The organism is Enterococcus pallens ATCC BAA-351 (genome assembly GCF_000407485.1).
Classification (GTDB): Bacteria; Bacillota; Bacilli; order Lactobacillales; family Enterococcaceae; genus Enterococcus_A; species Enterococcus_A pallens.
Window position 1 is genome coordinate 167,760 of record NZ_ASWD01000007.1, and the last position, 24,308, is coordinate 192,067.

At 40.0% G+C, this 24,308-nt stretch carries 26 protein-coding genes and 1 other annotated feature; of the genes, 4 read left to right on the top strand and 22 right to left on the bottom strand.

What is annotated here, in order from left to right:
- Window positions 1–2 precede the first annotated feature (2 nt).
- The 3 genes from I588_RS24275 to I588_RS24285 form a co-directional block, all read right to left on the bottom strand.
- A complete protein-coding gene (locus I588_RS24275; RefSeq protein WP_010755961.1) occupies window positions 3–722 on the bottom strand; it encodes a WxL domain-containing protein in 720 nt (239 codons plus the stop codon).
- 15 nt (window positions 723–737) lie between these two features.
- Window positions 738–1,427 (bottom strand): WxL domain-containing protein, encoded by a 690-nt coding sequence (locus tag I588_RS24280; protein WP_245569564.1) that lies wholly within the window; start codon window positions 1,425–1,427, stop codon window positions 738–740.
- A gap of 196 nt (window positions 1,428–1,623) precedes the next feature.
- Window positions 1,624–2,058, bottom strand: coding sequence for an NUDIX hydrolase (locus tag I588_RS24285; RefSeq protein WP_010755959.1), 435 nt, complete (start codon window positions 2,056–2,058; stop codon window positions 1,624–1,626).
- A gap of 137 nt (window positions 2,059–2,195) precedes the next feature.
- Between I588_RS24285 and gloA the strand changes: the two genes are divergently transcribed.
- Complete coding sequence (gloA, locus tag I588_RS24290; RefSeq protein WP_010755958.1) at window positions 2,196–2,567, top strand: lactoylglutathione lyase; 372 nt, start codon at window positions 2,196–2,198, stop codon at window positions 2,565–2,567.
- A gap of 38 nt (window positions 2,568–2,605) precedes the next feature.
- On the opposite strand, the gene I588_RS24295 is transcribed toward gloA, so the two are convergent.
- Genes I588_RS24295 through I588_RS24340 form a run of 10 tightly spaced genes read right to left on the bottom strand, consistent with a single transcriptional unit; the run spans window position 2,606 to window position 12,480 of the window.
- Window positions 2,606–3,970: a TrkH family potassium uptake protein gene (locus tag I588_RS24295; RefSeq protein WP_010755957.1), complete on the bottom strand. Its 1,365-nt coding sequence runs from the start codon at window positions 3,968–3,970 to the stop codon at window positions 2,606–2,608.
- Window positions 3,971–3,995: 25 nt separating this feature from the next.
- Complete coding sequence (locus I588_RS24300) at window positions 3,996–4,628, bottom strand: V-type ATP synthase subunit D (protein WP_010755956.1); 633 nt, start codon at window positions 4,626–4,628, stop codon at window positions 3,996–3,998.
- Between the two features lie 8 nt (window positions 4,629–4,636).
- Complete coding sequence (locus I588_RS24305; RefSeq protein ID WP_010755955.1) at window positions 4,637–6,013, bottom strand: V-type ATP synthase subunit B; 1,377 nt, start codon at window positions 6,011–6,013, stop codon at window positions 4,637–4,639.
- On the bottom strand, window positions 6,006–7,787 hold the full coding sequence (locus I588_RS24310; protein WP_010755954.1) for a V-type ATP synthase subunit A: 1,782 nt from the start codon (window positions 7,785–7,787) through the stop codon (window positions 6,006–6,008). Before I588_RS24310 ends, I588_RS24305 begins: the two co-directional genes overlap by 8 nt.
- A 13-nt stretch (window positions 7,788–7,800) precedes the next feature.
- Window positions 7,801–8,112, bottom strand: a complete 312-nt coding sequence (locus tag I588_RS24315; protein ID WP_010755953.1) for a V-type ATP synthase subunit F — start codon at window positions 8,110–8,112, stop codon at window positions 7,801–7,803.
- Window positions 8,102–9,097 (bottom strand): V-type ATPase subunit, encoded by a 996-nt coding sequence (locus tag I588_RS24320; protein WP_010755952.1) that lies wholly within the window; start codon window positions 9,095–9,097, stop codon window positions 8,102–8,104. The genes I588_RS24315 and I588_RS24320 overlap by 11 nt, the downstream gene beginning before the upstream one ends.
- A gap of 10 nt (window positions 9,098–9,107) precedes the next feature.
- On the bottom strand, window positions 9,108–9,695 hold the full coding sequence (locus tag I588_RS24325; RefSeq protein WP_010755951.1) for a hypothetical protein: 588 nt from the start codon (window positions 9,693–9,695) through the stop codon (window positions 9,108–9,110).
- Between the two features lie 13 nt (window positions 9,696–9,708).
- A complete protein-coding gene (locus I588_RS24330) occupies window positions 9,709–10,182 on the bottom strand; it encodes a V-type ATP synthase subunit K (protein ID WP_010755950.1) in 474 nt (157 codons plus the stop codon).
- Between the two features lie 17 nt (window positions 10,183–10,199).
- Window positions 10,200–12,170: a V-type ATP synthase subunit I gene (locus I588_RS24335; RefSeq protein WP_010755949.1), complete on the bottom strand. Its 1,971-nt coding sequence runs from the start codon at window positions 12,168–12,170 to the stop codon at window positions 10,200–10,202.
- The gene (locus I588_RS24340; RefSeq protein WP_010755948.1) at window positions 12,157–12,480 is read right to left on the bottom strand and encodes a hypothetical protein; all 324 of its coding nucleotides are present in this window, start codon (window positions 12,478–12,480) and stop codon (window positions 12,157–12,159) included. Before I588_RS24340 ends, I588_RS24335 begins: the two co-directional genes overlap by 14 nt.
- A 50-nt stretch (window positions 12,481–12,530) precedes the next feature.
- Window positions 12,531–12,577: a sequence feature (sodium ion sensor (DUF1646 type); this cis-regulatory element may regulate processes involved in with the transportation of sodium ions), on the bottom strand.
- A gap of 137 nt (window positions 12,578–12,714) precedes the next feature.
- Here I588_RS24340 and I588_RS24345 point away from each other — a divergent pair.
- The 3 genes from I588_RS24345 (at window position 12,715) to I588_RS24355 (ending at window position 15,542) form a co-directional block, all read left to right on the top strand.
- The gene (locus I588_RS24345) at window positions 12,715–13,440 is read left to right on the top strand and encodes a gamma-glutamyl-gamma-aminobutyrate hydrolase family protein (RefSeq protein ID WP_010755947.1); all 726 of its coding nucleotides are present in this window, start codon (window positions 12,715–12,717) and stop codon (window positions 13,438–13,440) included.
- Between the two features lie 145 nt (window positions 13,441–13,585).
- The gene (locus I588_RS24350; protein WP_010755946.1) at window positions 13,586–14,266 is read left to right on the top strand and encodes an ABC transporter ATP-binding protein; all 681 of its coding nucleotides are present in this window, start codon (window positions 13,586–13,588) and stop codon (window positions 14,264–14,266) included.
- Between the two features lies 1 nt (window position 14,267).
- A complete protein-coding gene (locus I588_RS24355) occupies window positions 14,268–15,542 on the top strand; it encodes an ABC transporter permease (RefSeq protein WP_010755945.1) in 1,275 nt (424 codons plus the stop codon).
- Window positions 15,543–15,586: 44 nt separating this feature from the next.
- Here I588_RS24355 and I588_RS24360 read toward each other — a convergent pair whose 3' ends face one another.
- The 9 genes from I588_RS24360 to I588_RS24400 form a co-directional block, all read right to left on the bottom strand.
- Window positions 15,587–16,408, bottom strand: coding sequence for an aldo/keto reductase (locus I588_RS24360; protein ID WP_034692425.1), 822 nt, complete (start codon window positions 16,406–16,408; stop codon window positions 15,587–15,589).
- Window positions 16,409–16,465: 57 nt separating this feature from the next.
- A complete protein-coding gene (locus I588_RS24365; RefSeq protein ID WP_010755943.1) occupies window positions 16,466–17,725 on the bottom strand; it encodes an ABC transporter permease in 1,260 nt (419 codons plus the stop codon).
- Window positions 17,718–18,617 (bottom strand): ABC transporter ATP-binding protein, encoded by a 900-nt coding sequence (locus tag I588_RS24370; protein WP_010755942.1) that lies wholly within the window; start codon window positions 18,615–18,617, stop codon window positions 17,718–17,720. Before I588_RS24370 ends, I588_RS24365 begins: the two co-directional genes overlap by 8 nt.
- Before the next feature lie 16 nt (window positions 18,618–18,633).
- Window positions 18,634–19,098 carry a DUF6442 family protein gene (locus I588_RS24375; protein ID WP_010755941.1) on the bottom strand — a complete coding sequence of 155 codons (465 nt, stop codon included), beginning with the start codon at window positions 19,096–19,098 and terminating at the stop codon, window positions 18,634–18,636.
- A 4-nt stretch (window positions 19,099–19,102) separates the two neighbouring features.
- Complete coding sequence (locus I588_RS24380; protein WP_010755940.1) at window positions 19,103–19,369, bottom strand: hypothetical protein; 267 nt, start codon at window positions 19,367–19,369, stop codon at window positions 19,103–19,105.
- The gene (locus I588_RS24385) at window positions 19,366–19,572 is read right to left on the bottom strand and encodes a helix-turn-helix transcriptional regulator (RefSeq protein ID WP_010755939.1); all 207 of its coding nucleotides are present in this window, start codon (window positions 19,570–19,572) and stop codon (window positions 19,366–19,368) included. Before I588_RS24385 ends, I588_RS24380 begins: the two co-directional genes overlap by 4 nt.
- Before the next feature lie 78 nt (window positions 19,573–19,650).
- On the bottom strand, window positions 19,651–21,435 hold the full coding sequence (gene uvrC / locus I588_RS24390; protein ID WP_010755938.1) for an excinuclease ABC subunit UvrC: 1,785 nt from the start codon (window positions 21,433–21,435) through the stop codon (window positions 19,651–19,653).
- Window positions 21,436–21,502: 67 nt separating this feature from the next.
- Window positions 21,503–21,832, bottom strand: a complete 330-nt coding sequence (gene trxA / locus I588_RS24395) for a thioredoxin (RefSeq protein WP_342662604.1) — start codon at window positions 21,830–21,832, stop codon at window positions 21,503–21,505.
- 65 nt (window positions 21,833–21,897) lie between these two features.
- Window positions 21,898–24,258: an endonuclease MutS2 gene (locus tag I588_RS24400; RefSeq protein ID WP_010755936.1), complete on the bottom strand. Its 2,361-nt coding sequence runs from the start codon at window positions 24,256–24,258 to the stop codon at window positions 21,898–21,900.
- Window positions 24,259–24,308 lie beyond the last annotated feature (50 nt).

Below are 24,308 nucleotides of genomic sequence, written 5' to 3' on the forward strand. Positions count from 1 at the left end.
TCTTATTGTTCTGGCATAGCAGAAAGTGTCCAATTCACAGTTGATGTGAAAGTCCCCGTTTTTGCTGCGCCTTTACCAATTGTTAGTTTTTCTTGACTAGCATCCCAAACGTAGGTAGATGTAGCTTTACCATTGCTTTCCTCTGCACTTAAAATCGTCGCTGCGCCACTTCCATCTTCAGCTACAACAGGAATTTCAAACTCCGCATCACTATGTGTCAGCGTATCCGTAGCCTCTGCTCCAATCATACTGTTACGTGCTGTACCAACCGGTAATTTTAAGGTTGCAGCAAGTGTTCGTTTTTCTGATGCTGAAGTATCCTCAAACTCGGTTCGGCTTACGCTTACATTCCATCCGTGGTTATCACTACGATTATCAGTAATTTGTAAGTAATGAATACCGGTTAATGTTGAATCGTATTCTCCACCCATCATATCAACATTGTGAGTTCCGAAATCAAAACGTGCTGGATATACATCTAGTGACAATGGACCTAAATTTTCTGTGTCTTCATTATCTGGGTCGTCTACTGGAACTTGTGGATCAAGTGGTTTTTCTGGATCTACCGGATCCACAATTTCAGGCTTCTCATTGTTTTCCGTAAATTGAATGGATGCTGTTCCACTCTCTGTGTTTACCTCTTCGGCAAAAACCGGCAGGCTGCCAGCCAATAGCAAGCTGCCTAATAATGTTGTACTGATCAATAATTTTGTTTTTTTCATGTTTATTCTCCTCCATTAATAAACTGCATCTGCAGTTAGTGTCCAAAGTATTGTATTTTTGTAATTTCCTTGTTTGGTCTGTTTAGCTGGTATTGTTAAGGCAACATCATTAGGTCGCCACTTTAATGTAGATGTACCTTTCCCAGCACCCGAAGTGTTGGGATAAAAGATTTTCTCTTCTTCTAACCCCACCTCCACGGCCTTTCCTGTCAGTGTCGGATCGATCTTTGTTGTATCATGGTTCAGTGTGTTTCGTGCTTCACCAGTTGGAATGTGTATCAGAGAGCCTTCCAAAACATTATCATCACTTGTCAGATAGTTTACTTGACGGACACTGACTACCCAACCATCTACATCAGCATCCCGGTTATCGGTTACTTGGATATATTGATCCGGAGATTCCGCGTTCACACCATGATATGTGTGAGTAGTTTGATACATTTCCTGTTGGCCAAAGTCAAAGGTTCTTGGAGCAACATCAAGCGACAAAGGTCCTACATTACCAGTTACTATGTGGTCTTCCTCAAAATCAGACGGATATAACGGGCGATTTGGATCATTTGGATCTTTAGGTTCGATTGCTCTTGTGTTCTCTACCAATTCCAAATGACCAGTTGTCTCACTAATGGATTGTATTTCAGCATATCCAAGACTTACACCAAAGTTTCCAATTAGCAAGACACCAACGCATGTACTTGCTAACATTCTTTTCACATATTCATCCTCCTCCGTTTATATATTTCCTTGATATACTATTAGGATAACAAGTATTATTTTATTTAAGTCTCACTTTTTTTTAAGTTTAATATGAACTAAAAAAAAATTGAGATTCTAAACTTTCCTACTATATAATGAAAATAAAAAAACGTTAAGTGAATTTTTTGATCACTTAACGTTTTTTTTATTTAGTTAGCCATTCTTTTACTGCCCATTGATGACTGCCTCGCTTCAAAAGTTCAATTCCTTTTTCAGGAACTACCCAAATACTACGGCTTCCTACTTCTAATGGTTCTCCCACTTTTTGCCAATCACCAGCCACAAAAAAGTAGCCTGGATTATAAAAGTAGGTATCTCGGTGTCTGGAATAAAAGTATTCACAAGCCTCACCTAAATAATCTGCCAAGGTAATCCGAAAACCGAGTTCCTCTAACATCTCACGGTCTATAGCCTCTTCCTTAGTCTCATTACCTTCAATTTCCCCACCAGGTAAAAAGTATGCACCATTTGGAGCCTGGACGAGGGCGATTTCATTTTTATCATTAGAGATAATAACATAGGCTGCATAGCGAGCCTGATACTCCTTTTCAGCTTCCTTCACACCGAAAATTGGCTTCATTGTTTTCGCTCCTTAGATTGATTTAGCATTAGTTTACATTAAAAATTTCTCATAAACAACACCTAAGCAAAAACAGGGCATCTTCGCTAATTTATGTTATGATAAATTTAACTTATTAAGAAAGGGTGTATTGGTTTATGAAAATGGCACACACTTGTGTTCGCGTGAAAGACTTAGAAGCATCTGTCAAATTTTATCAAGATGCTTTTGGTTTCGAGGAAAGTCGCCGCCGTGACTTCCCAGAAGCTGAATTTACTCTAGTATATTTAACCTTGCCAGGAGATAGTTATGAGTTGGAGTTAACTTACAACTACAACCACGAAGCTTACGACCTTGGCAACGGATATGGACATATTGCTATCAGCTCTGATGACATTCAAGCTTTGCATGAAAAACATCAAGCTGCTGGTTTCAATGTTACAGATATGAAGGGCCTACCTGGGACAGATCCTTCTTATTATTTCATCACTGATCCAGACGGTTACAAAATCGAAGTGATTCGGGCGTAGAAAAAAGGAAGTGACCTTAAGTGGATCACTTCCTTTTTTTATCCTACAATAACTGTTTCCTCTGGATATTTGTAAGTGCCATGTGACTTATCCTGAGCCAACCTCATGGAAATAGAAAATCCAACAGTCAAAATCCCGACCCGACCAACATACATTAAAAGGATAATCAGTAATTTACCGAACAGCGTTAAGTCAGGCGTTAACCCCATTGTCAAGCCAACTGTAGCAAATGCCGAAACCACCTCAAAAGCAATATACTCAATCCCTGAGGTTTCAGGAATAGCTTCAGTGATTGACAAAATCATTGTTGAAGCAACACATAAGGATAGTGTGATGAAAAACAAAGACATCGCTCGAAAAACAGTTGCAGAGCGAATAGTTCTGCCCTTCAGTTCAGCATGCTGACGTCCTTTTAACATGGAGATTGTTTGAATAATCAACACTGCTAAAGTAGTTGTTTTCAATCCACCTGCAGTTGAACCCGAAGTTCCACCAATGAACATCAGAATGATCGTTAGCAAAATCCCCGCTTGGCTCATTCGCAAATAATCGATCGAAAAATAGCCTGCAGTACGTGGTGTTACTGCCATAAAAATCGTATTTGCAAAACGTTCCATCCCATTACTGCCAGCTGCTAAAGAATAGGCATTGTGTTCAGTTATATAAAACAGCAACGTTCCACCAACCAGCAAGATAAAGGTCATGCCTAATGCAATTTTGCTGTGTAAGCTTAACTTTCTCCGCTTAGGAAAACTAATTATGTCTTTCCAAACATAAAAGCCCAATCCTCCAGCAACAATCAAGCTAGAAATAACTAACAGAACATAAGGGTTCGATTGAAAACTAACTAAACTATCTCCAAACAAATCAAAGCCTGCATTACAAAAAGCCGATACTGAATGGAACACCGCATACCAAGCTCCCAATCGCCAACCGTATTCAGGAATAAAATGAATAGCTAATAATACTGCACCAATGCATTGAATAATCGTAGCCAGACGTAATATGTATACCATTAAATCCATAACCCCAGACATCGCTTCCAAATTCAATGCTTCTTGAAGAACAATTCTAGTCTTTAACCCCACCTTTTTACGAAAAACGGTGAAGAAAAGGATAGGCATCATCATAAAACCAAGTCCACCCAACTCAATCATAGTCAAAATGACAGCCTGACCAAAAAAATTCCAATGTTCAATTGTCGTTAATGTCGTAAGTCCAGTTACACAAGTCGCTGAGGTGGCGGTAAACAACGCATCAATAAAATTAGTCGCCTCCCCAGAATTACTGCTAATGGGCAACGACAACAGCAAAGCTCCTGTTAGAATGACCAACATGAACCCTAATGCTAAAAATTGTAACGGATGCAGCCTAAATTTAGTCAATTTGTCTTTTATATCCATGATCTCTTCCTAAAAAAGGGTACCACTATGTGGCACCCATATTTTTTACCTTAATCATGCGGGTAACTTCCGCACGTTCATTTTCTTCCAACTTCATCTTAATAAAGTAAATGGTTTCTTCCAACTGAGGAATCGTCATATACTCTAACGCATTTACCCGCCGACGCGTTTTCTCGATTTCTTTTGCCATTAACTGACAAGTCTTTTCAATTTCTGTCAGCTCCAAAAGCTTAGGTAAAATCCCTGTAAAACGATCGATTGACTGATCAAGCTCTTCATTAGAATTCAAAAATCCATATTCTAATGGATCCTCAGAAAGGTTAGTATCGTGTTGAAAATTCATCACTGGAACCTTTACACTCATAACATCTTTTTCAATCACATCTAAGTCAACTTTTTCTTTTGGAACAGCCAATAATTCATCAATGTATTTATCATTGAGCATAGCATCTGCTAAAACAAAAGCCCCCATTGCTGATTGCAGCTCCTCTTCAACTTCCGAGCGCAGAACATTATTCTTCTTGATCAGCAAAATAAAGCGACGCATCAATTCATCTTGTTTATCCTTTAAAAGTTTATGTCCTCTGGCAGCAGTTGTCAACTGCTTTTTTAAGCGAGTAAGCTCCATCCGAGTTGGATTTACATTTAATTTTGCCATGAATCAGATCAGACTCCTTTTGATAAATGTTCATCCAGCATATCATCTTTGATTCGTTTTAGCTCTGTTCGTGGCAGCATTGACAATAATTCCCAGCCTAAATCTAAAGTTTCGAAAATCGTCCGATTGGTGTAAAAACCTTGATTGACGTATTCATTTTCAAAACGATCTGCAAATTTAGCATAAATTTTATCCACATCCGACAAGGCAGAGTCCCCTAAAACAACCGCAAGCTCCTTCGCCTGTTTTCCTTGTGCATATGCAGAGAAAAGCTGGTTCATTGTTGGAGCATGGTCATTCCGGGTTTTTCCTTCACCGGTTCCTTTATCCTTCAAGCGAGATAATGAAGGCAATACATCAATCGGTGGTTGAATTCCGCTCTTATCCAAGCTGCGTGACAGGATTATCTGTCCTTCAGTGATATATCCAGTTAAATCGGGAATCGGATGAGTGATATCCCCCTCCGGCATAGTCAAAATCGGAATTTGAGTTACCGATCCTTTCAATCCACGAATTCTTCCAGCACGCTCATAAAGAGTTGCTAAGTTAGTGTATAAATACCCAGGATAGCCTCGACGACCTGGAACCTCACGACGCGCAGCTGAGATTTCACGCAAAGCTTCGCAATAGTTGGTCATATCGGTCATAATAACTAGCACGTGCATCCCTTTTTCATAAGCTAAATATTCTGCAGCTGTTAATGCCATTCGCGGCGTTGCGATCCGTTCAATCGCAGGGTCATTCGCCAAGTTCATGAAGACGACTGAGCGGTCAATTGCTCCAGTTTGACGGAAATCTTCCATGAAAAATTCTGCTTCCTCAAATGTGATCCCAATTCCAGCAAAAACTACCGCAAAGTCATCATCGGAATTTAGTACGTTAGCTTGACGAGCAATTTGAGCTGCTAGTTCTTTATGGGGTAACCCAGAGCCAGAAAATACCGGCAGTTTTTGTCCACGAACTAGCGTATTCAGGTGATCAATCGCTGAGATCCCAGTTTGGATAAATTCATCAGGATAATCACGAGAAACCGGATTGATTACTTCGCCATTAATATCAACCTTTTTCTCGGCTAAAATTTCTGGTCCATTATCTTTAGGACGACCTAAGCCATCAAATACACGACCAATCATGTCTTCAGATACACCAAGCTCCAAAGGATGTCCTAAGAAACGTGCTGTAGAATCTCTCAGATTGATTCCGCTGGTTCCTTCAAAGATCTGTACCAATGCTTTGTCTTCATTTACTTCCAAGACCTGTCCTCGACGAATCTCGCCATTACTCATACGAACTTCCAGTAACTCTTCGTACTTGATGCCTTGTACTTTATCCACCGCCATCAAAGGTCCGACCACTTCACTAATTGTACGATATTCTTTAATCATTGGTCATTCCCCCTTCAGCAATGATTGCTTGAATCTCAAGCGTGATATCTTGATTAATTTGATCCAAGATGTCTAACTCTGTTTCTGCAATGTACTTACTGCGAGCAATTCGATCCCGCAAAGTAATTGTTCCATCAATAATTTCTTTCAAATAAGCGCCAAGCTCTAAAGCTCGTTGGCCTTCCTTGTTAAAGGTCAAAATATTGTTCAACATTTTGAATTGTTTTTCCCGTGAAGTAAAGGTATCTACATCATCAAAAGCATTTTGTTGTAAATAATCTTCCCGTATTTGTTTTGCTACCTCTAAGGTCAGGCGATCTTTTTCAGACAATGAATCGATCCCGACTAGCCGCACAATTTCACTTAATTGCGATTCTTCCTGCAAAATACGCATGCCATCCGCTACCATGGCCGACCAATCACTCTGCATTGCATTATCCAAAAATTTACCTACTTCAGAAGAATAAAGCGAATAACTGGCAATCCAGTCAATTGATGGGAAATGGCGTTGTTGGGCCAATGTAGCACTCAATCCCCAATATACTTTCACTACACGTAAGGTATTCTGGGTTACTGGTTCAGAAGTATCCCCACCAGACGGCGATACCGCACTGATCGCTGTAATTGATCCTTCTCGGCTACCTTCACCTAACGTTAGCACACGTCCGGCACGTTCGTAATACTCTGCCAATCGACTACCTAAGTATGCGGGATACCCTTCATCCCCTGGCATCTCTTCTAGACGTCCACTCATTTCTCGTAAAGCTTCTGCCCAACGTGAAGTAGAGTCAGCCATAATCGCAATGTTGTAGCCCATATCACGGAAGTACTCCGCAATCGTAATGCCAGTATAAATAGAGGCTTCCCGAGCGGCCACCGGCATATTTGAGGTATTTGCAATTAAAATGGTCCGTTCCATCAATGATTCTCCGGTTTTTGGATCAATCAATTCTGGAAATTCATTCAACACATCTGTCATTTCGTTACCGCGTTCGCCACAGCCTACGTAAACGACTAAATCGACATCCGCCCATTTAGCAATTTGGTGCTGTACTACTGTCTTACCAGCCCCAAATGGTCCAGGAACTGCAGCGGCTCCGCCCTTTACCACTGGGAAAAACGTGTCAATAACCCGTTGACCAGTGATCATTGGTGCCTCTGGATTCAATTTTTCTTTTACTGGACGGCCACGACGAACTGGCCATTTTTGCAACATGCTAAACTCTTTATCTCCATCTACTGTTTCTAATACATAAACAGTATCGTCAATTGTAAACTCACCGGAAGCAACTTTTTTAACCTTGCCGCTAACACCAAAAGGCACCATAATCTTATGACTGATTAATTTAGTCTCTTGAACAGTTCCGATGATATCGCCAGCAGTCACTTCTTTGCCTACTTCAACAATTGCCTCAAACCACCATTTTTTTTCGTGATCCAATGCCGGCAACTGTACACCGCGAGCTAAGAAGTTGCTTTTAGTCAATTCTTTAAATGTGTCCAATGGTCGTTGGATTCCGTCAAACATTTGTGATACAATCCCTGGTGCCAACTCAACAGATAAGGCTTCGCCTGTTGTTTTCACCGGTTCACCAGGACCAATTCCAGCGGTTTCTTCGTATACTTGAATCGAAGCAACATCGCCGCGCATCTCAATAATTTCACCGATAACCCCTAAATCACCAACATAACAAATATCTTGTATGGCAGCTTCAGCCATGTTTTCAGCCATAACTAAGGGTCCGGAAACTTTGATAATTTTTCCTTCTTGCAAATTGATTGCTCCTTTATAAAATATTCTGTCCAACTGCTCGTTCTACTTGATCTTGAATCATCTGCTTGCCAATGCCTAATGTTCCTTGATGATTAGGAATTAAAACAATTGCTGGAATCAATTCCTCTTCATAGCGTTTGATTGTGTCTGGAACAAGCTGTGCATATTGTTCAGTAATGTAGATAACTCCGTACTTTTCACGAGCCATTTCATCAATAATCCGGCGAATTTCATTCGCCTGCTTAGTTACTCGAACATCAAAGTTAAAGAGTTTAAAAGGAAGGACAGAGTCTTTGTCGCCAATCGCACCAATTTTATGCGCCATAGGTTTCTCTCATCCTTTCTCTCAGGTGTTCTTCAGTAATCCCTACACGTTTACCAACTATAAGCAGTCGTAAATTCTTAATCTCGACTTCTTTGGCATTTAATAATGCTAACAGAGGAAGTGGTCCAAAGGCCTGTACCTGAGCTAGATCAAAACGTCCTGTCAGATAATTATCACGAATTTTCTCTAATTGAGCCAAATCGATTGTTCCATCTTGAATCAATGGTGCAATAACATCTGCATAATCCGTTGTAAGGAGAAATTCTGTAAAACGTCCCATGGATTCTTCAACTACATTCAACAAGTCCTCTTTAGGGATACTCCCTTGACTTGAAAGAACCGTAGACATAAATCCTTTACTACGCTTTTGTTTGATTCCGCGCCCTGTCATAACAATATTAGTAAAATCGATGAAGCTGATAATTTCGTCCAATAATTCCGGCGAATCCAATTCTTCCCCTAACGAACGCATACATCGTAAATAATCTCGATCAAAAATGATATCAATTCCCTGTAAACTGTTGGACTCAGCAAAATGCTGCTTGACCTCCTGCACACTAGCTAAAATAGCTTCTGGCAAATCACTGGCTGCTCCAGTTTTCACCGCACTTTTGATCTGATCTAAAGAATAGAAGCCATCGTAAATGTACAGATCATCAAAATTTTCCTCCAGCAGTTCAGCTTTAGTCATGGCTTTCAAATTGTGAAATGTAAATCGCATCGTATATGCCCAAACAATTTTTGGTTTGGGAGCGATAGCAGCTAATTCCTCAATAAGCTTACGCTGTTCAAGGGCTAAGCCTTCTTCAAAGTTGTCTTCGAAATCATCATTCACATATTCAGCATAGACAGTGGTCTTTAACAACTCGCCTACTTCTTGAATATCTTTGGCTTGAATCATGCGCTCCATTAACTCAGCAGGAATCAATTCTAATTCTTTTAAACGAATTAGCGGATTTAACTCATGATAACTATATGGTTTCATTTAAATCCCCCTATGCAAAAAATTCCTGTGCCAATTCATAGCTCATTTCAGATTGAATATCTTGCACCAATGTACGGAACAAGAAGTTGTATTGCACACCGCGATCATTAATTACAAATCCCGCCTGATTTTTCAATAAATCCTCACTTGCAACAAGCTGAAAAGGCAATACCTTATTCTGCTCAGCAATCCACTCATTAGAAAAAGCAGCCCGTGATTTCTCACCACAAACAAATACTACTTCTCCATTAATTCCCGTTACATTCATTAAAGCCTGGTTACCAAAGGCCCGTTGCTTTTCTACGTCCCATTGCTCCATTGCTTCAACTGCATCTTCAAACAAAAGCTCCAGAAAGGTTTGCTTTTGATTCAAAACTGCCTGCTTTGTTTCAACCTGTTGACGGTTTGCTTGCTGTTTATATTTCTGATCTAACGCCTTCAGACTTTTATCCAGACGCTTCTTATGTTCTAATTCTATTTCTGTCAAACTTGCCTGATGCTCTTGTTCTATTCGTTGCTGTTCATTTGCTTCTAGCGTTTGTCGTTCAGCCGCAGCTTGCTCATTCAGTTGCTGAATGATTTTTTCAATTGCTTCCATAGTTAACGACTCCTTATACTTGACCTACAAGTAAGAATGAAATTACGAAGCCTAAAATGGCATAGGTTTCAACCATCGCAGCAAAAATAATCCCTTTTGTAGCATGTTCAGGTTTTTTCGCTAGAATCTGAATACCTGCAGCTGCTACTTTACCTTGGGCAATCCCTGAGAATAAACCTGTGAAGGCAATTGGTAATGATGCACCAAAATATCCTAAGCCATCAATCATACTCAAATCGCCTGAAGACATGTTGGTAAAGATCAAGAAAGCAATAACGAACCCATACAACCCTTGTGTACCAGGAAGCAATTGTAGAATCAGTGCTTGTCCAAATTTGTCAGGTTGACTAGTTGTTAAAGCCGCCGCAGCTTCCCCGGTCATCCCCACACCTTTTGAAGAGCCAATTCCTGAGAAAATTGTTGCTGTAGCCATTCCCAGGATTGCAAAAATAATACCACCATTGTTGTTGATTAAGTAATCGATCATTGTAAAAAGTCCTCCAATTATTTTTCTTTTTGTTCAATATTTACATACTTTTCTTCTGTTTTCAAAGGTGCAAACGGACGTCCGCCACCTTGATAAAACTTGCCGAAGAATTCGACATATTGCAAACGTGCACCATGCACGTAGGCAGACAATAATGATAAGAAAATATTCAGCCCATGCAGAGCTACCATTAATAAAATCCCGACTGAAAATCGTGCCATGGGCGGCATGAAGCTCACCAGCATATTAAAAGCAGCTGCAATACTCCCACCAGAGATCCCCAATGCCATTAGACGAGTATAGCTCACTAAATCACCGATGTAGCCGGTTATGCCATAAAGATTATAGGCACCTCTAGCTAATCCTTTTACCTTTGAAGCTGATTGCAGCATTGGTACGAAAACAATTGCTAATGAGCTTAAAACAGCGATTACTACACCTGCAATCATTAATCCCTGACTTCCTAAGAGCATTTGCCCTCCAGCTGCCAGAATAATTCCAATAAAAATTCCTTGCCAAGCAAAGCCGTCAGATATGGCACTAAGATAATCTTTAGCTTTGATATTCTCAGCTGCAGCTAAACCTAAACCAACAAATATTTGGATTATCCCAAAGACAATCGATAAAATCAAAATGGCAATTACATCGTCGCTGGTTGATAAGATTGGCTGATAAGGCAATGCAAAGCCAAAGTAGGAGTCGTAGATGAGCCCCCACAAAATAGTCGGAATCGACAAAATCTGAAAGAATTTCATAAAACGGGACATACCCCTTGGCAATACTTTGGTTTTTAATACAATGGTTGTGGCTAATAGCATTAGCGCCCCATATCCTGCATCAGCAACCATCATGCCAAAGAAAACAAAATAAAACGGAACAAACCATGGTGTTGGATCAATTTCATGATAAGCTGGCAAGCTATACATTTCTGTCAGCATTTCAAAAGGTTGAACCAACTTATTATTTTTCAGTTTGGTAGGAATTTCCGTGGCAATTTCATCTGCTGTGGGTTCTTCCAACTCCAGATAAACATTTTCCTTGCCTACTAATTCAGAGAGAAACTGCTGAAACTTCTCGCTAGCATCTTCAGCAACCCAACCTTGCAATACAAACAACTGATGTGTTTGAATATAGGAATCCTGAACCATTAGTCGATTCTTTCGAGCCAGCAAGGTTTCTTCGGCCCATTCCAGCTGCTCTATATTTACTCGCTTCTGGCCAATTCGTACAGCCATTTTCTTTTGATCCTCGTATAAGCTGCGTAATTCTTTAGAGATTGCCTGCAATCGCACTTTAGGCAACTCTTTGTAAGGATACTGGTAGCGAACCACTCCATAACGGTGTACCTGTTCATTAATAATGGCTTGATCGGTATTCAGATATACCAAACTAAAACAAATTTCAGTTTGTCCCCGATACAGCTCTTCTAAATAAATTGCTTCCTGCTGATGTATTGCTGCTTTAAATTCATCCCAAACAACTTCATCAATTGCTCCTAGTAAAACATTCGTCAAACTGGATTTGTAGTCATTAGGAATTACATCTAAATATTGCCAGCGAGAAAGCTTGCTTTCTTCCTCGGAGATTTCACGGATTTTTTCTAAATTACGATTAAAGCGATCCTCCAAGGCCTGAACTTCTCTTAGTTCCTTATCCAATTCGACTTCATCGAATTTTTCTTCTAGCTGCTGTAAGGTTAAAACTTTACGCTTTAAATGAAATCCTTTATCCTTACTGCTGCCATGGTGATCAATAAATCGGATAGCATTGGTCAATTCATCAATTCTAAAGTTAATTGCTTGGATCTTGTCCTGATGACTCTCAGGCTGATACTCGCCAAAAAAAGCCTCAACCCATTGATTGTTTTCCGTTGCTTGAAAGACATCACGGACTTCCACTTCTTGAAATCCTTGAACAGCCTTCAAAATTTCATCGCTTCGACTGACCTCAGCAATCAAGGTCAATTTCTTCATTTTACTGACTGCCATACTGTACAATCACCCTCTCGATAATTTTCTGTACGGCGGTTTCTTTCAAGCGCTCATAATTTGCCTGCATCTGCTCTTTTGCTGCAGCCGCATCCTTTTTCAAGGCCGCATTTTCTTGCTCCAGCTGTATACGTAAAGAGTCTTCACGTTCAGCAATGATTCTGGCAGATTCTTCTTGAAGCTGCTTTTTCTTTTCTTGAACAATTTGGCGTCGCTCACTTTCTGCACGCTGCAGCTTTTCTTGCAATTCTTGTTTTAATTGTTCGTTCTTTGTCTCAGCTTCTTTAATTCGCTGCAAAGCCTCTAACATTCAAGCCCCTCCTTTAATTCAAAATAAAAATGGGCGCAAGCATTCAAGAGTTCTTCTCACCCCTTGAAGAACAGATCCTTGAAGCTTGCGCCCAACCGTTTAAAAAAATATACAATGTCAAGTATACCAGAAAGTCGGATTTAGTAAAAGACTGTTCGGAAAAGAATGTTGATTTCTTGCTTTCCTACCGGGGGTATGTTAAGAATTAATTATCATAAAAAAGGAGTTGTATATATGACCAAACCAATTATTGGTATTGCTGCCAATCAACATTATTTAAGTAATCAGGATTTTTTTAATCAGCCCTTTACATATAGCCCACAGGGGTTCGTTGACGGGATTCATCAGGCAGGAGGACTGCCTCTTTTATTGCCGATTGGAAGTCCTGAATTCGCTGCTGACTATATTGAGAAAATTGATAAGTTACTGCTTCCGGGAGGCCAAGATGTAAGTCCTTGTTTATATAATCAGGAACCTCGTCCAAAGCTTGGCGTTACCAGCATTGAACGAGACAGCTTCGAAACTGCCTTGATTAAAGAAGCCATCAAACAAGGAAAACCTATTTTTGCAATTTGCCGTGGGTTCCAATTATTAAATGTTACGTTAGGCGGTACTCTTTATCAGGATCTTTCAGAATACAGCGGCTGGCAAGTGAAGCATGATATGTACCCTACTCCTCCTGCTTTTGCCTTGCACTCTATTACCGTAAAAGGCGATTCTTGTTTAGCTCACCTTTTTGGAGAAAAAGCGCAAGTAAATTCTTATCACCACCAAGCAATCGAACAGTTGGCCGAAAGTCTAGTTCCCATCGCTTGGTCAGAAGATCGGATAATCGAAGCAGTGGAGAGCCGCGACGCAAACACTAAAATTTTAGGAGTCCAATGGCACCCTGAATTGACTCATACTACTGATCCTAAAGAACAAGCTTTGTTTGATTATTTTGTTCAATCTTTTGAATAAGCAATCTGCGCCAGTTGATTAATCAGCTGGCGTCTTCCTTTTTAAGACTGAGAGAAAGATACAACTTTTGTCCCATTCTATTTCTTCCTCGCTATGGGAAAATCTTTTTTATAACTGTTGTTATGAAAATGAAGGAGGAAATTGTTTGAAGGTTATTGAAGCAGTAGATGTAAAGAAAACATATGGTACGGGAGAATCTGCGTTCCATGCATTAAAAGGAGTTAGTTTCAGTATTGAAAAAGGAGAGTCAGTTGCGATTATCGGTAAAAGCGGGTCTGGAAAATCAACCCTAATGCATATTTTGGCTTTATTGGATCGGCCTTCTTCTGGAGATATCTTTCTAGTCAATCAAGACCCTACCAAAATGAAAAAATCTGCTCTTAATATGATGCGGAACCAGACCTATGGATTTGTATTCCAACAATTTTTTATGAATCCCAAAGATACAGTATTATCAAATGTTTTGTTACCTCTAAAAATCGCTGGGATCAGTAAGCGACAGCGAAAGGAGTTAGCTATGGAGGCCTTGGCAGCTGTTGATTTGGCTGACAAATGTAACAATAAGGCCAATGATTTGTCTGGTGGTCAAAAGCAGCGGGTGTGTATTGCTAGAGCCTTAGTTAACCAACCAGAAATTATTTTTGCTGATGAACCTACTGGAAATTTGGATTCCACAACAGGTGAAAAGATCGAAGAATTATTATTCAATCTCAATCGAGATAAAAACATTACGCTGATTATTGTTACTCATGATCCTGAGTTGGCAGCCAGATGCGATCGACAAATTCATATTAAAGACGGCTTAGTCGTTGGGGAGGCCTCATAATATGAAATTATTTGATATTATCCAATCAGCAAGCTCAAACTTGTGGCGAAACAAAGGACGTACGATTCTTACAATCATAGCTATTTTCATCGGTGCTTTTACGATCTCATTAACTAGCGGTGTCAACGCAGGTGTCAATGATTACATCGATAAGCAAATCAACGGAGTGGGCGGTGAAGACCAGCTGATGGTTTCACCTAGCCTTCAATCAATGGGTATGTCTAACGATGAACCACAAGAATATGATCCTGAAGGTACCAGTAATAGTGAAGGAGATTATATGACGGATAAAGACCTATCGACAATCCGTCATATGAAAAATATCAACAAAGTCGAACCCTTTCATTTTCTAGCGACTGATTATGTGCAGGGCCCTAATGATAAAAAAATGGTGTTCTCTGCTGCTAGTCAATCGGATATTCATATTGATTTAGAAGCAGGTCGTCAGGTCAGTGCCAACGCCAGTGATTATGAAATCAATTTAGCGCCTGAATATGTAAAGGCGCTGGGCTTTTCTTCGGCTAAGGACGCATTGAATCAGAAAGTAACGATTGCTGTCAGCAGCCAAGCGACTGGTCAACAGGAACTGATTGAAGCAACAATTGTAGGTGTGCGAAATGTCAGTCTAGTTCAGCAAGGTCAGTCTATTACTAGTAAGGCTTTATCTGATAAAATCGTAAAAACAAACGAAGATGGTTTACCAGATTCCATGAAAAACAACTACACCATGTCCTTTGCAACTATGAAAAAGAATTTGTCTGAAAAGCAAATTACTTCTTTGAAAAACCAGCTAGAGGACAAGGGTTATGGTTCTATGACGGTTGAAGATGAAATCGGAATGATTCGTCAAGTTGTTAATGCCATTACAGGCGTTTTAACCATGTTTGGAGCAATTGCATTACTGGCTGCCAGTTTTGGGATTATTAATACGCTGTACATGTCAGTTCAAGATCGCACTAGAGAAATTGGCTTAATGAAAGCTATGGGGATGAGTGGATTCAAAGTCTTCCTGACCTTTAGTATTGAAGCTTTGCTGATTGGATTTTGGGGAGGCTTGCTGGGAATTGGTGGCGCTGTTCTTGCTGGACACTTCCTAAATGATCTAGCGGTTAGCACCTTCCTTGATGGCTTAACAGGCTTTACCTTGATCCAATTCTCTGTACCAAGTATGGCAATTATCATTTTAGTAATCATGCTAATCGCCTTTTTAGCGGGAACTTTCCCGGCAAACCGTGCTGCACGTTTAGATCCGATTAACGCTTTACGTTACGAATAAAAAATAGGCTGCCAGCGAGAGTTGCTGACAGCCTTATTTATTGTTTAAAAATCAAAATTGTCTGGATCGGCACCAAGACGTTCATTGATGTTCATTTCATCGATTTGCTTCATTTCTTCATCGGTCAATTCAAAATCAAACACATCAAAGTTTTGTTGAATACGTTCTTCATGGACAGATTTTGGAATGACGATGATATCACTTTGCAAGTGCCAACGAATAATCACTTGTGCCGCTGTTTTCCCATGTTTTTCACCAATGGACACCAGTGTTTTGTTTTCCAGAATTTTTCCTTGTCCAAGTGGCGACCATGCCTCCACTGCAATTTCTTCCTGTGCTAAGTATTCACGAAGAGGAACTTGGGTTAATGTTGGATGCAATTCAATTTGGTTAACCATTGGTTTAATTTTAGCCGTTTTCATCAGCTCTTCAATATGATGCTGATGGAAATTGGAAACTCCAATGGCTTTTGCTCGACCACTTTCGTAAATTTCTTCCATTGCTCGCCATGAATCATTGAATTTACCTTCAACTGGCCAATGAATCAAATATAAATCAACATAATCTAAGCCCAATCGTTCTAAGCTGTCATTAAAAGCTTGATGGGCAGTTTCGTAACCTTGGTCGCTGTTCCACAGCTTAGTAGTAATGAACAAATCTTTACGATCAACGCCAGATTCTTTGATTCCTTTACCAACACCTGCTTCATTTTTGTAAATAGCAGCAGTATCAATCAAATGGTACCCAGCTTCGATAGCCCATTTTATAGCATCGGTTGCTACATTGTCTTCTACACGCCACACACCTAAACCTAAACGAGGCATCTCAATGCCATTAGCAAGTTTTTTCGTTTTTTCCATGTTCATTCCTCCTCTTTCACGTATTATTTTGAAGCTGTTTTGCCGATAGGTCAACTATTTTGTCTATTTTTTTCGTCGTTCATTGCGCATAATTGATAAAGATTGTTTCAAGGCGCTAAACGTACCGCCTTCGCTGTAAACCAAAACATTTGATTTATATAGTTGAGCTGAGAATAAGGTCAATACCACAGTGGTTACCAACAAGATACCTAGTGACACGATGGCTCCCGAAAATTGAACAGTGTTAGTGGCCAGTCGCAACGGCATACAATAAGATGAGACAAATGGAATATAGGATGCAACTTTGATAATCACGTTGGTTGGATTGGCTGCGCCTAAAATTAGTCCCAGCATATATCCTATCATGGATAAATACATTACTGGTTGAATGGCTTTCGCCGTATCCTCCGCTTTATTTACAAGAGAACCACATAGTGCTGATAACACAGCATAAATAAAGATGCCCACTAACATGAAGCCAACAATTACTAAAATATTTTTTCCTAATAGACTCTTGATAGAAACGTTGCTTAAAAAGGATTTTACAATTGGCGTATTCCTGAACTGTTGATACGCAATAATTAACGCGATTCCATAAATGGCTAATTGAGTAAATGCAACCAACAAAATACCTAGCAGTTTGCCATAATAATGGGTTTTCGCTTTCATACTGGAAAGCAAGACTTCCATAATACGGGTTCCTTTTTCAGAAGCAATTTCCTGCGAAATAATGGATGAATAGGTCATAATAAACACGAACATGATAATTGTCGTCAGGAAGCTTAAAATCATTTGAACTCCAGTATCTCCCTCATCGCTCTTCATCTTGCCATTTTCAAAGCTCACTTTAGAAGATTCAAAGCTGGCAGGCTCCATAACTTCCTGCACTTGCTCAGTGGTCAGGGAAAGGTTGGCTGCTCGTACACCTGACTGCATTTGGTTCAATATTTGTTGAATTCCTAGCTCAGTGGAAGTTCCCAATGAAGATGTACTATACAGCTTACCAGAAACATTTCCGTTTTTTGAATCTAGATGCAGGTACGCATCAATTTTCTCATCTTCTAATTGTTTTTCCGCTTTTTTTTCACTATCTATTGAAGTAAAGGTGTATTCCCCAGACTTTACCTGCTCAAACTGCTGTGCTACTGACGGCTGATCGGCTACCACACCAATTTTGTTAATATCTGTCATATCACCAAAGAAATATTGGGCTAGAAAAAAGATTCCCATGACTAGAAACGGCGCTAAAATCATAATCACGAAAGCAGCGGATTTCACATTTTTCTTATACACATCTTTAACGATAATTCCTAATTTACTCATTTGGCTCACCTGCTTTCCATTTGAAAATCTCCTCTAGTGTTGGCGGCTGCTGATTAAACATCGGGATATAGCCGTCCTTGGTAGCAGCCGCGAATATTTTCTCACCCACAGTTGGATCGGCTAAAGTTATATCAAAGCTGCCATCTTCTCGTTGATAGATATCCACAATACCATCAAAGCTGCGTACTTGTTCTTCTGTTAACGGCGATGACAAATAAAGTTTTGTCCGTCCAAATGACGATCGAATATCGCTCACTCGGCCGTTTAATACTGTTTTGCCATCCCGCAGCATGATTAAGTGGTCACAAATTTTCTCGACATTATCCATATTGTGACTGGAGAAAATGACACAGGAACCTTTTTTCTTCAATTCCAGAATACCGTTTTTTAATAGCTCAGCATTGACTGGATCTAAGCCGCTGAAAGGTTCGTCTAAAATAACCAATTTGGGTTCGTGGATTAAAGTTGCGATTAACTGGACCTTTTGCTGATTTCCTTTTGACAAAGATTTTACCTTGTCCGTCTTTTTTCCTTTTACTTGAAATTTCTCCATCCATTCATCGATTTTTGGCGCAATTTCTTTCCGACTTTTGCCACGCAGCGAAGCAAAGAACAATAATTGTTCTTCGATCGTGACTTTTGGATAAAGCCCGCGCTCCTCTGGCAAATAGCCAATAATGTCATAGTCTTTTTCCTTAATTGGTTGATCATTCCATAAGACAGTTCCGGTATCATTTGTTAAAAAATCTAAAATCAGACGAAAGGTCGTGGTTTTCCCCGCACCATTTTGACCAATTAGACCTAGAATCTTTCCATCTTCAATTGTAAAAGATAGATTATCCAATGCTTTAAAATCACCGAAGCTCTTACTTAAATTATTTACTGTTAACATTTTTTCACTTCCTTAGTTAGCTTTTCTTCCGATAATACAAATACCCGATTAGATATGCTGCAAAGAAAAGAAACAGCAATCCCACTGCGAGCTGCGTCATAAGTGGATGCACAAAGCTGCCGACTACACTTAAAACGATAATACATATGATTAGTGTATGGGCGCCTAGTCGATAGGCCCGATTAATAATTTCCTGATTCCGTTCGTCTGTCATGACTATTCGCTGCTTGCGTAAAAGCTTAGGATTATTCATTACTCGACGATTTTTGACAATGTAGAGAATAAGAATAACTGACAGCGAACTAAACATACCAGTCAAAAAATCAACGGTATGGCTGCTTACTTTGATTTCCAGCCAATTGGTACCAACATATAAAAATAGTGTACAGAGAACCACAAAAACAATACCTGCTCCATACCAGAGATTTTTTCGGCGCAAACGATTCCTATATTGCTGATCTGCTTTAGATAAAGTCTCCATCTGATTATTCTCCTTGTCTATTAGTAGTCGATTGTTGTCTTAAGACACGATAATTTCTAACAATGCAAACTGCTAAAATCAATGATAATGAACTAAACATACCAGAAATGAAATCGAAAAAATTGCGATTTATCGTTATTCCTAACCAGTTAGAAGCAGTGTAAAAAAACATCAAACAGGCGATCATAAAAAGAATAATCCATAAACAACGACTATTTTTACGACGTAGATGTTTCAAATTCTGTGGATTTACCTTCGATGGCTTTCTCATTCTTCATCCTCCTCATCAAAAATGAAAATTTCCTCAATTGTTGATCCAAAAAATTGGGCGATCTTATGGGCCAAAATTAAAGAAGCGTTGTATCGGCCATTTTCTAGCGAAATAATTGTTTGACGAGTTACCTCTAAATGATCGGCTAGTTCACTTTGGGTCATTTTTCGCTCTTTGCGCAATTGTTGAATTCGATTTTGCAAATGATCCCCTCCAATGTATAGTCCCCTTTACATTTGTTGACAAAAGTATAGCACGCTTTACATCACGTGTAAAGCGTGCTATACATTTTTTTCTTCATGCAATTGCTGATAAACATTTTCAGCTACATTTTTCGGTAAGCCGATCCCTTGCAGCTCTTCCACTGAAGCAGCCTGAATGTTTTTCAGTGATTTGAATTCCTTTAACAACAATTTCTTGCGTTTAGGGCCTAACCCTTCAATTTTATCTAATTTTGATGCAAAACTATTTTTGCTGCGCAGCTGACGATGGAAGGTAATCGCAAAACGATGGACCTCGTCTTGAATCCGTTGCAGCAAGAAGAACTCCTGAGAATTCCGCTCTAATGGAATACGTGATAAATCTGGTCCAAATAACAGCTCACTGGTCTTATGCCGATCGTCCTTCGCCAGACCAGCAATTGGAATATCTAATCCTAGCTGATTGTCCAATACATCCTTGGCTGCATCAACCTGTCCTTTCCCACCATCAATAACAATTAGATCAGGAAATGGTAGATTTTCCTTCAAAACTCGCGAATAACGTCGATAAATTACCTCTCGCATAGATGCGTAATCATCCGGACCCTTAACAGTTTTGATTTTATATTTCCGATACTCTTTCTTGGCAGGCTTGCCGTCAATAAAAACAACCATAGCAGAAACCGGATCCGTTCCCATAATATTAGAATTATCGAAAGCCTCAATCCGAATTGGTTCAGGAATGTTCATAGCATTACCTAATCGTTCCACAGCACCAATTGTTCGAGCTTCGTTGCGCTCAATTAAATCAAACTTCTCATTTAACGCTACATGTGCATTCTTACCAGCCAGTTTGACCAGCTTTTTCTTCTCACCTCGCTGCGGCTGCAAAACCTTGGTTTCCAGCATGGCCTCAACACTTGATTTGTCAATATCATCAGGAATCAACACTTCTTTTGGAACAAAATGTTCATTTTCTTGATAAAATTGTCCGACATAGGTTAAGAAATCATCCTCTGCTTCATTGTAAAATGGAAACATCGAGACATCCCGTTCTATCAGCTTTCCTTGTCGTACAAAGAAAACTTGAACACACATCCAACCCTTGTCCGTAGCATAGCCAAATACATCACGGTCAACCAAATCGGCATTGGTCATTTTTTGTTTAGTCATAACCGTTTCAATAGCTCTAATCTGATCCCGGTATTCAGCAGCCTTTTCAAACTCCATATTCTCCGCAGCATCGGCCATCTTCTTTTCTAAAACTTCCTGAACCTCTGTATGACCACCATTTAAAAATCGTTTGATTTCATTCACCATGATTTTGTAACGAACTTGAGGAATATCGAATACACAAGGTGCGAGACATTGTCCCATATGGTAATACAAACAAACTTCCTTAGGTAGGACTTTGCATTTTCGCAAAGGAAATAGTCGATCTAATAAGCGTTTCGTTTCATTGGCAGCCCGAACATCTGGATAGGGTCCAAAATACAAGGCTTTGTCCTTCAAAACCTTTCGAGTGATCAATAAGCGTGGGTATTCCTCATTGGTGATTTTTATAAAAGGATAGGTTTTGTCATCCTTCAGCATAATATTGTACTTCGGATCGTTTTTCTTAATCAAGTTGATTTCCAACAGCAAAGCTTCAATGTTGGATTCCGTTACAATATATTCAAAGTCTTCGATCTCACTAACTAGCCGTTCAGTCTTAGTATCGTGACTTCCGGTAAAGTAAGAACGGACACGATTTTTTAAAATCTTGGCCTTGCCGACATAAATAATCGTTCCATTTTTATCCTTCATTAAGTAACAGCCTGGTTGATCAGGAAGCAAGGCTAACTTATTTTTTATTCGTTCGTTCATTCCAAGTTTCCCTTCAAATTAATTTCAAAACAGACAAAAAGCTGGACAAAAATGCCCAGCTCCTAGCTTACATATGAGCGCTAATTAATTCTTGTAATTGGTCTTTCGTATGAACACCGATCACTTTATCTACCACTTGACCATCTTTTTTCAAGACAAGTGTTGGGATGCTCATGATACCAAATGATGCAGGTGTTTCTGGATTTTCGTCTACATCCATTTTTACAATTTTTAATTCGTCTTCGTCATATTCTTCACTTAATTGTTCTAAAATTGGTGCTTGCATCCGACAAGGACCACACCAAGTTGCCCAAAAATCAATTAGGACTAGGCCGTTGTCAGTTTCTTCATTAAATGTTGTATCCGTTACTACTTGTGACATGATATCCCTCCTCAAATTTGTACCCACATTATAGCATGCAATTTGTCCCTATGCTATTGTTCTGCTTACAGTTGTAAACATTACTTAAAGGTTACCACGGTTGCTCCGTCGCCGCCTTCACTAGCTGGTGCAAATTCAAAGCTTTTAACATTGCGATGATTCTTCAGGTAATCAGTGATGCCTTTTCGTAAAGCACCGGTGCCTTTACCATGAATAATTCGTACTTGTGAGTAATTAGCTAACAAAGCTGCGTCGATATATTGATCCACTTCCGCCAATGCGGCTTCGTAGCGTTTGCCTCGTACATCCAACTCAGTTTTCACCCGTGAACCGGCTCCACGTTGTACACCTGTTATCACGCGTTGCTTGGGTTCCTCAAGGGGTGTAGTTAACGTCATATCATCTTCAGAAATCGTCATCTTCAAGATGCCAATCTGTACTTGCCAGTCATTGTTGCTCATTTTCTTCAATAGGGTTCCCCGCTGGCCGTAAGTTTCTACCAGCACTTCGTCCCCCTCTTTAAACTGTTTCTTAGCCTTGGCTTTTTGTAAAACTTTGTTTTTCTTCAGCTGCTCTTCTTGTTTCAAATCCTCCAGCTGGGTGCGGGCATCAATCAACTGATGCTCCTTCACATTGCCTTGACCTGATAGCTGCAGCTGCCGAATATCCTTGATAACCTTCTCAGCCTCTTCTTGAGCCTGCTGTACCAGCTGATTAGCCTGCTTGCGAGCCTTCTCCATTTCCTTTTCTCGTTCGTCAAAGAAATAGCTGTAGGCATTTTTCAAATCACGGTATAGAGCTTCCGATTCATCTACATAATGACGAACCTCATGGTATTCTGTTTCGGTCATCTTGCGTTGATTTTCCAAGTCAGCGATCATATCATTTAAATCTTGACTTTCGTCATCGATAATTTGCTTAGCACTTTCAATAATGCTGGCATCTAAACCTAAACGGCGAGAAATCTCAAAAGCATTACTACGTCCTGGAACACCAATCAATAAACGATAAGTTGGACTCAAAGTATCTACATCGAATTCCATACTAGCGTTAATCGTATTTGGACGATTATAGCCATAAATTTTCAATTCAGGATAATGAGTGGTGGCCATTACATAAGAAGACTTAGCACCAACTGCATCCAAAATCGCAATGGCTAAAGCTGCTCCTTCTTGTGGATCAGTTCCGGCTCCCAGTTCATCAAACAGGACCAAGCTGCGTTCATTGATTTTCTCTAATATTGAAACAATCGTTGTCATATGAGAAGAAAAGGTCGACAAGCTTTGTTCAATTGACTGCTCATCGCCAATATCCGCAAAAACTTCTTCAAAAATACCCATGCGACTCTCTTCGCCAACTGGCAATGGCAGCCCGGCTTGTCCCATAAGCTGCAAAAGTCCTAGCGTTTTTAACGTAACCGTCTTACCACCCGTATTAGGACCAGTAATCACGATTGCCTGGTAGTTTTCACCGATAGTGATATCATTTGCGACTGCTGTATTTTGATCTAGTAACGGATGTCTAGCCTGTTTAAAGAAGACATGGTTTTCTTCACTCAACTCTGGAACGACTGCCTTTAACTCTTTAGCCAGCCGAGCTTTAGCGTTCATCAAGTCAAATCGGCCTAAAACATAGGCATTATGAATAATCTCACGTCGATATGGAACTAGTTCAGCAGATAGTTCGGCAAGAATACGTTCAATTTCCGTTCGTTCAGAAATTTGTTGCTGACGTAGCCGATTGTTCAGCTCAACTACCTGTTTTGGCTCGATAAATAACGTTTGACCTGAAGCACTTTGGTCATGGACTACTCCGCCAAAGGTTCCGCGATATTCCTGTTTTACCGGAATAACATAACGATCATTACGCATCGTGATAATCGCGTCACTTAGATACTTAGCATTCTTTCCACGAACAAGTCCATCCAATTGTTCTCGAATATTTTGCTCGCTACGGCGGATTTGACTACGAATGACCCGTAATTCTTGTGAGGCGTCATCCTTAATACGTCCATCCTCTTCAACAGAACGCCGTAGACGTCCGCTTAATTCTGGCAGAGTTACCAGTTGATCGGCCCAAAAATACAAACGAGAAAATTCGATCTCACTGTCTTGTAAGTCTTCAATAAAGCGTGTAATCTCACTAGTTGTTGACAGTACTCGAGCCACTTCAGCCAATTCCAAGCCATTTAAGTTTGCGCCAATTTCAATTCGTTTCATGTGGGGATTAATGTTCATCAGCTTGGGCACCGGCAGTCCGCCACGCAGACGTAATACCTTCATTCCATCCTCTGATTCTTCCAACCAAGCACGAACGGTATCACTATCACTAGAAGGCGCTAACTGATTTAATTCATCGTTTCCTTGAGCGGTTGCCAAATATTGAGCAACCTTTGTTTTTACATCATCAAATCCTAAGGTTGTTAGAATTCGTTCATTCATTGCGTTCACCTTCTACAATAAGAAATAAACCGAAACCCTAAAGTCTCGGC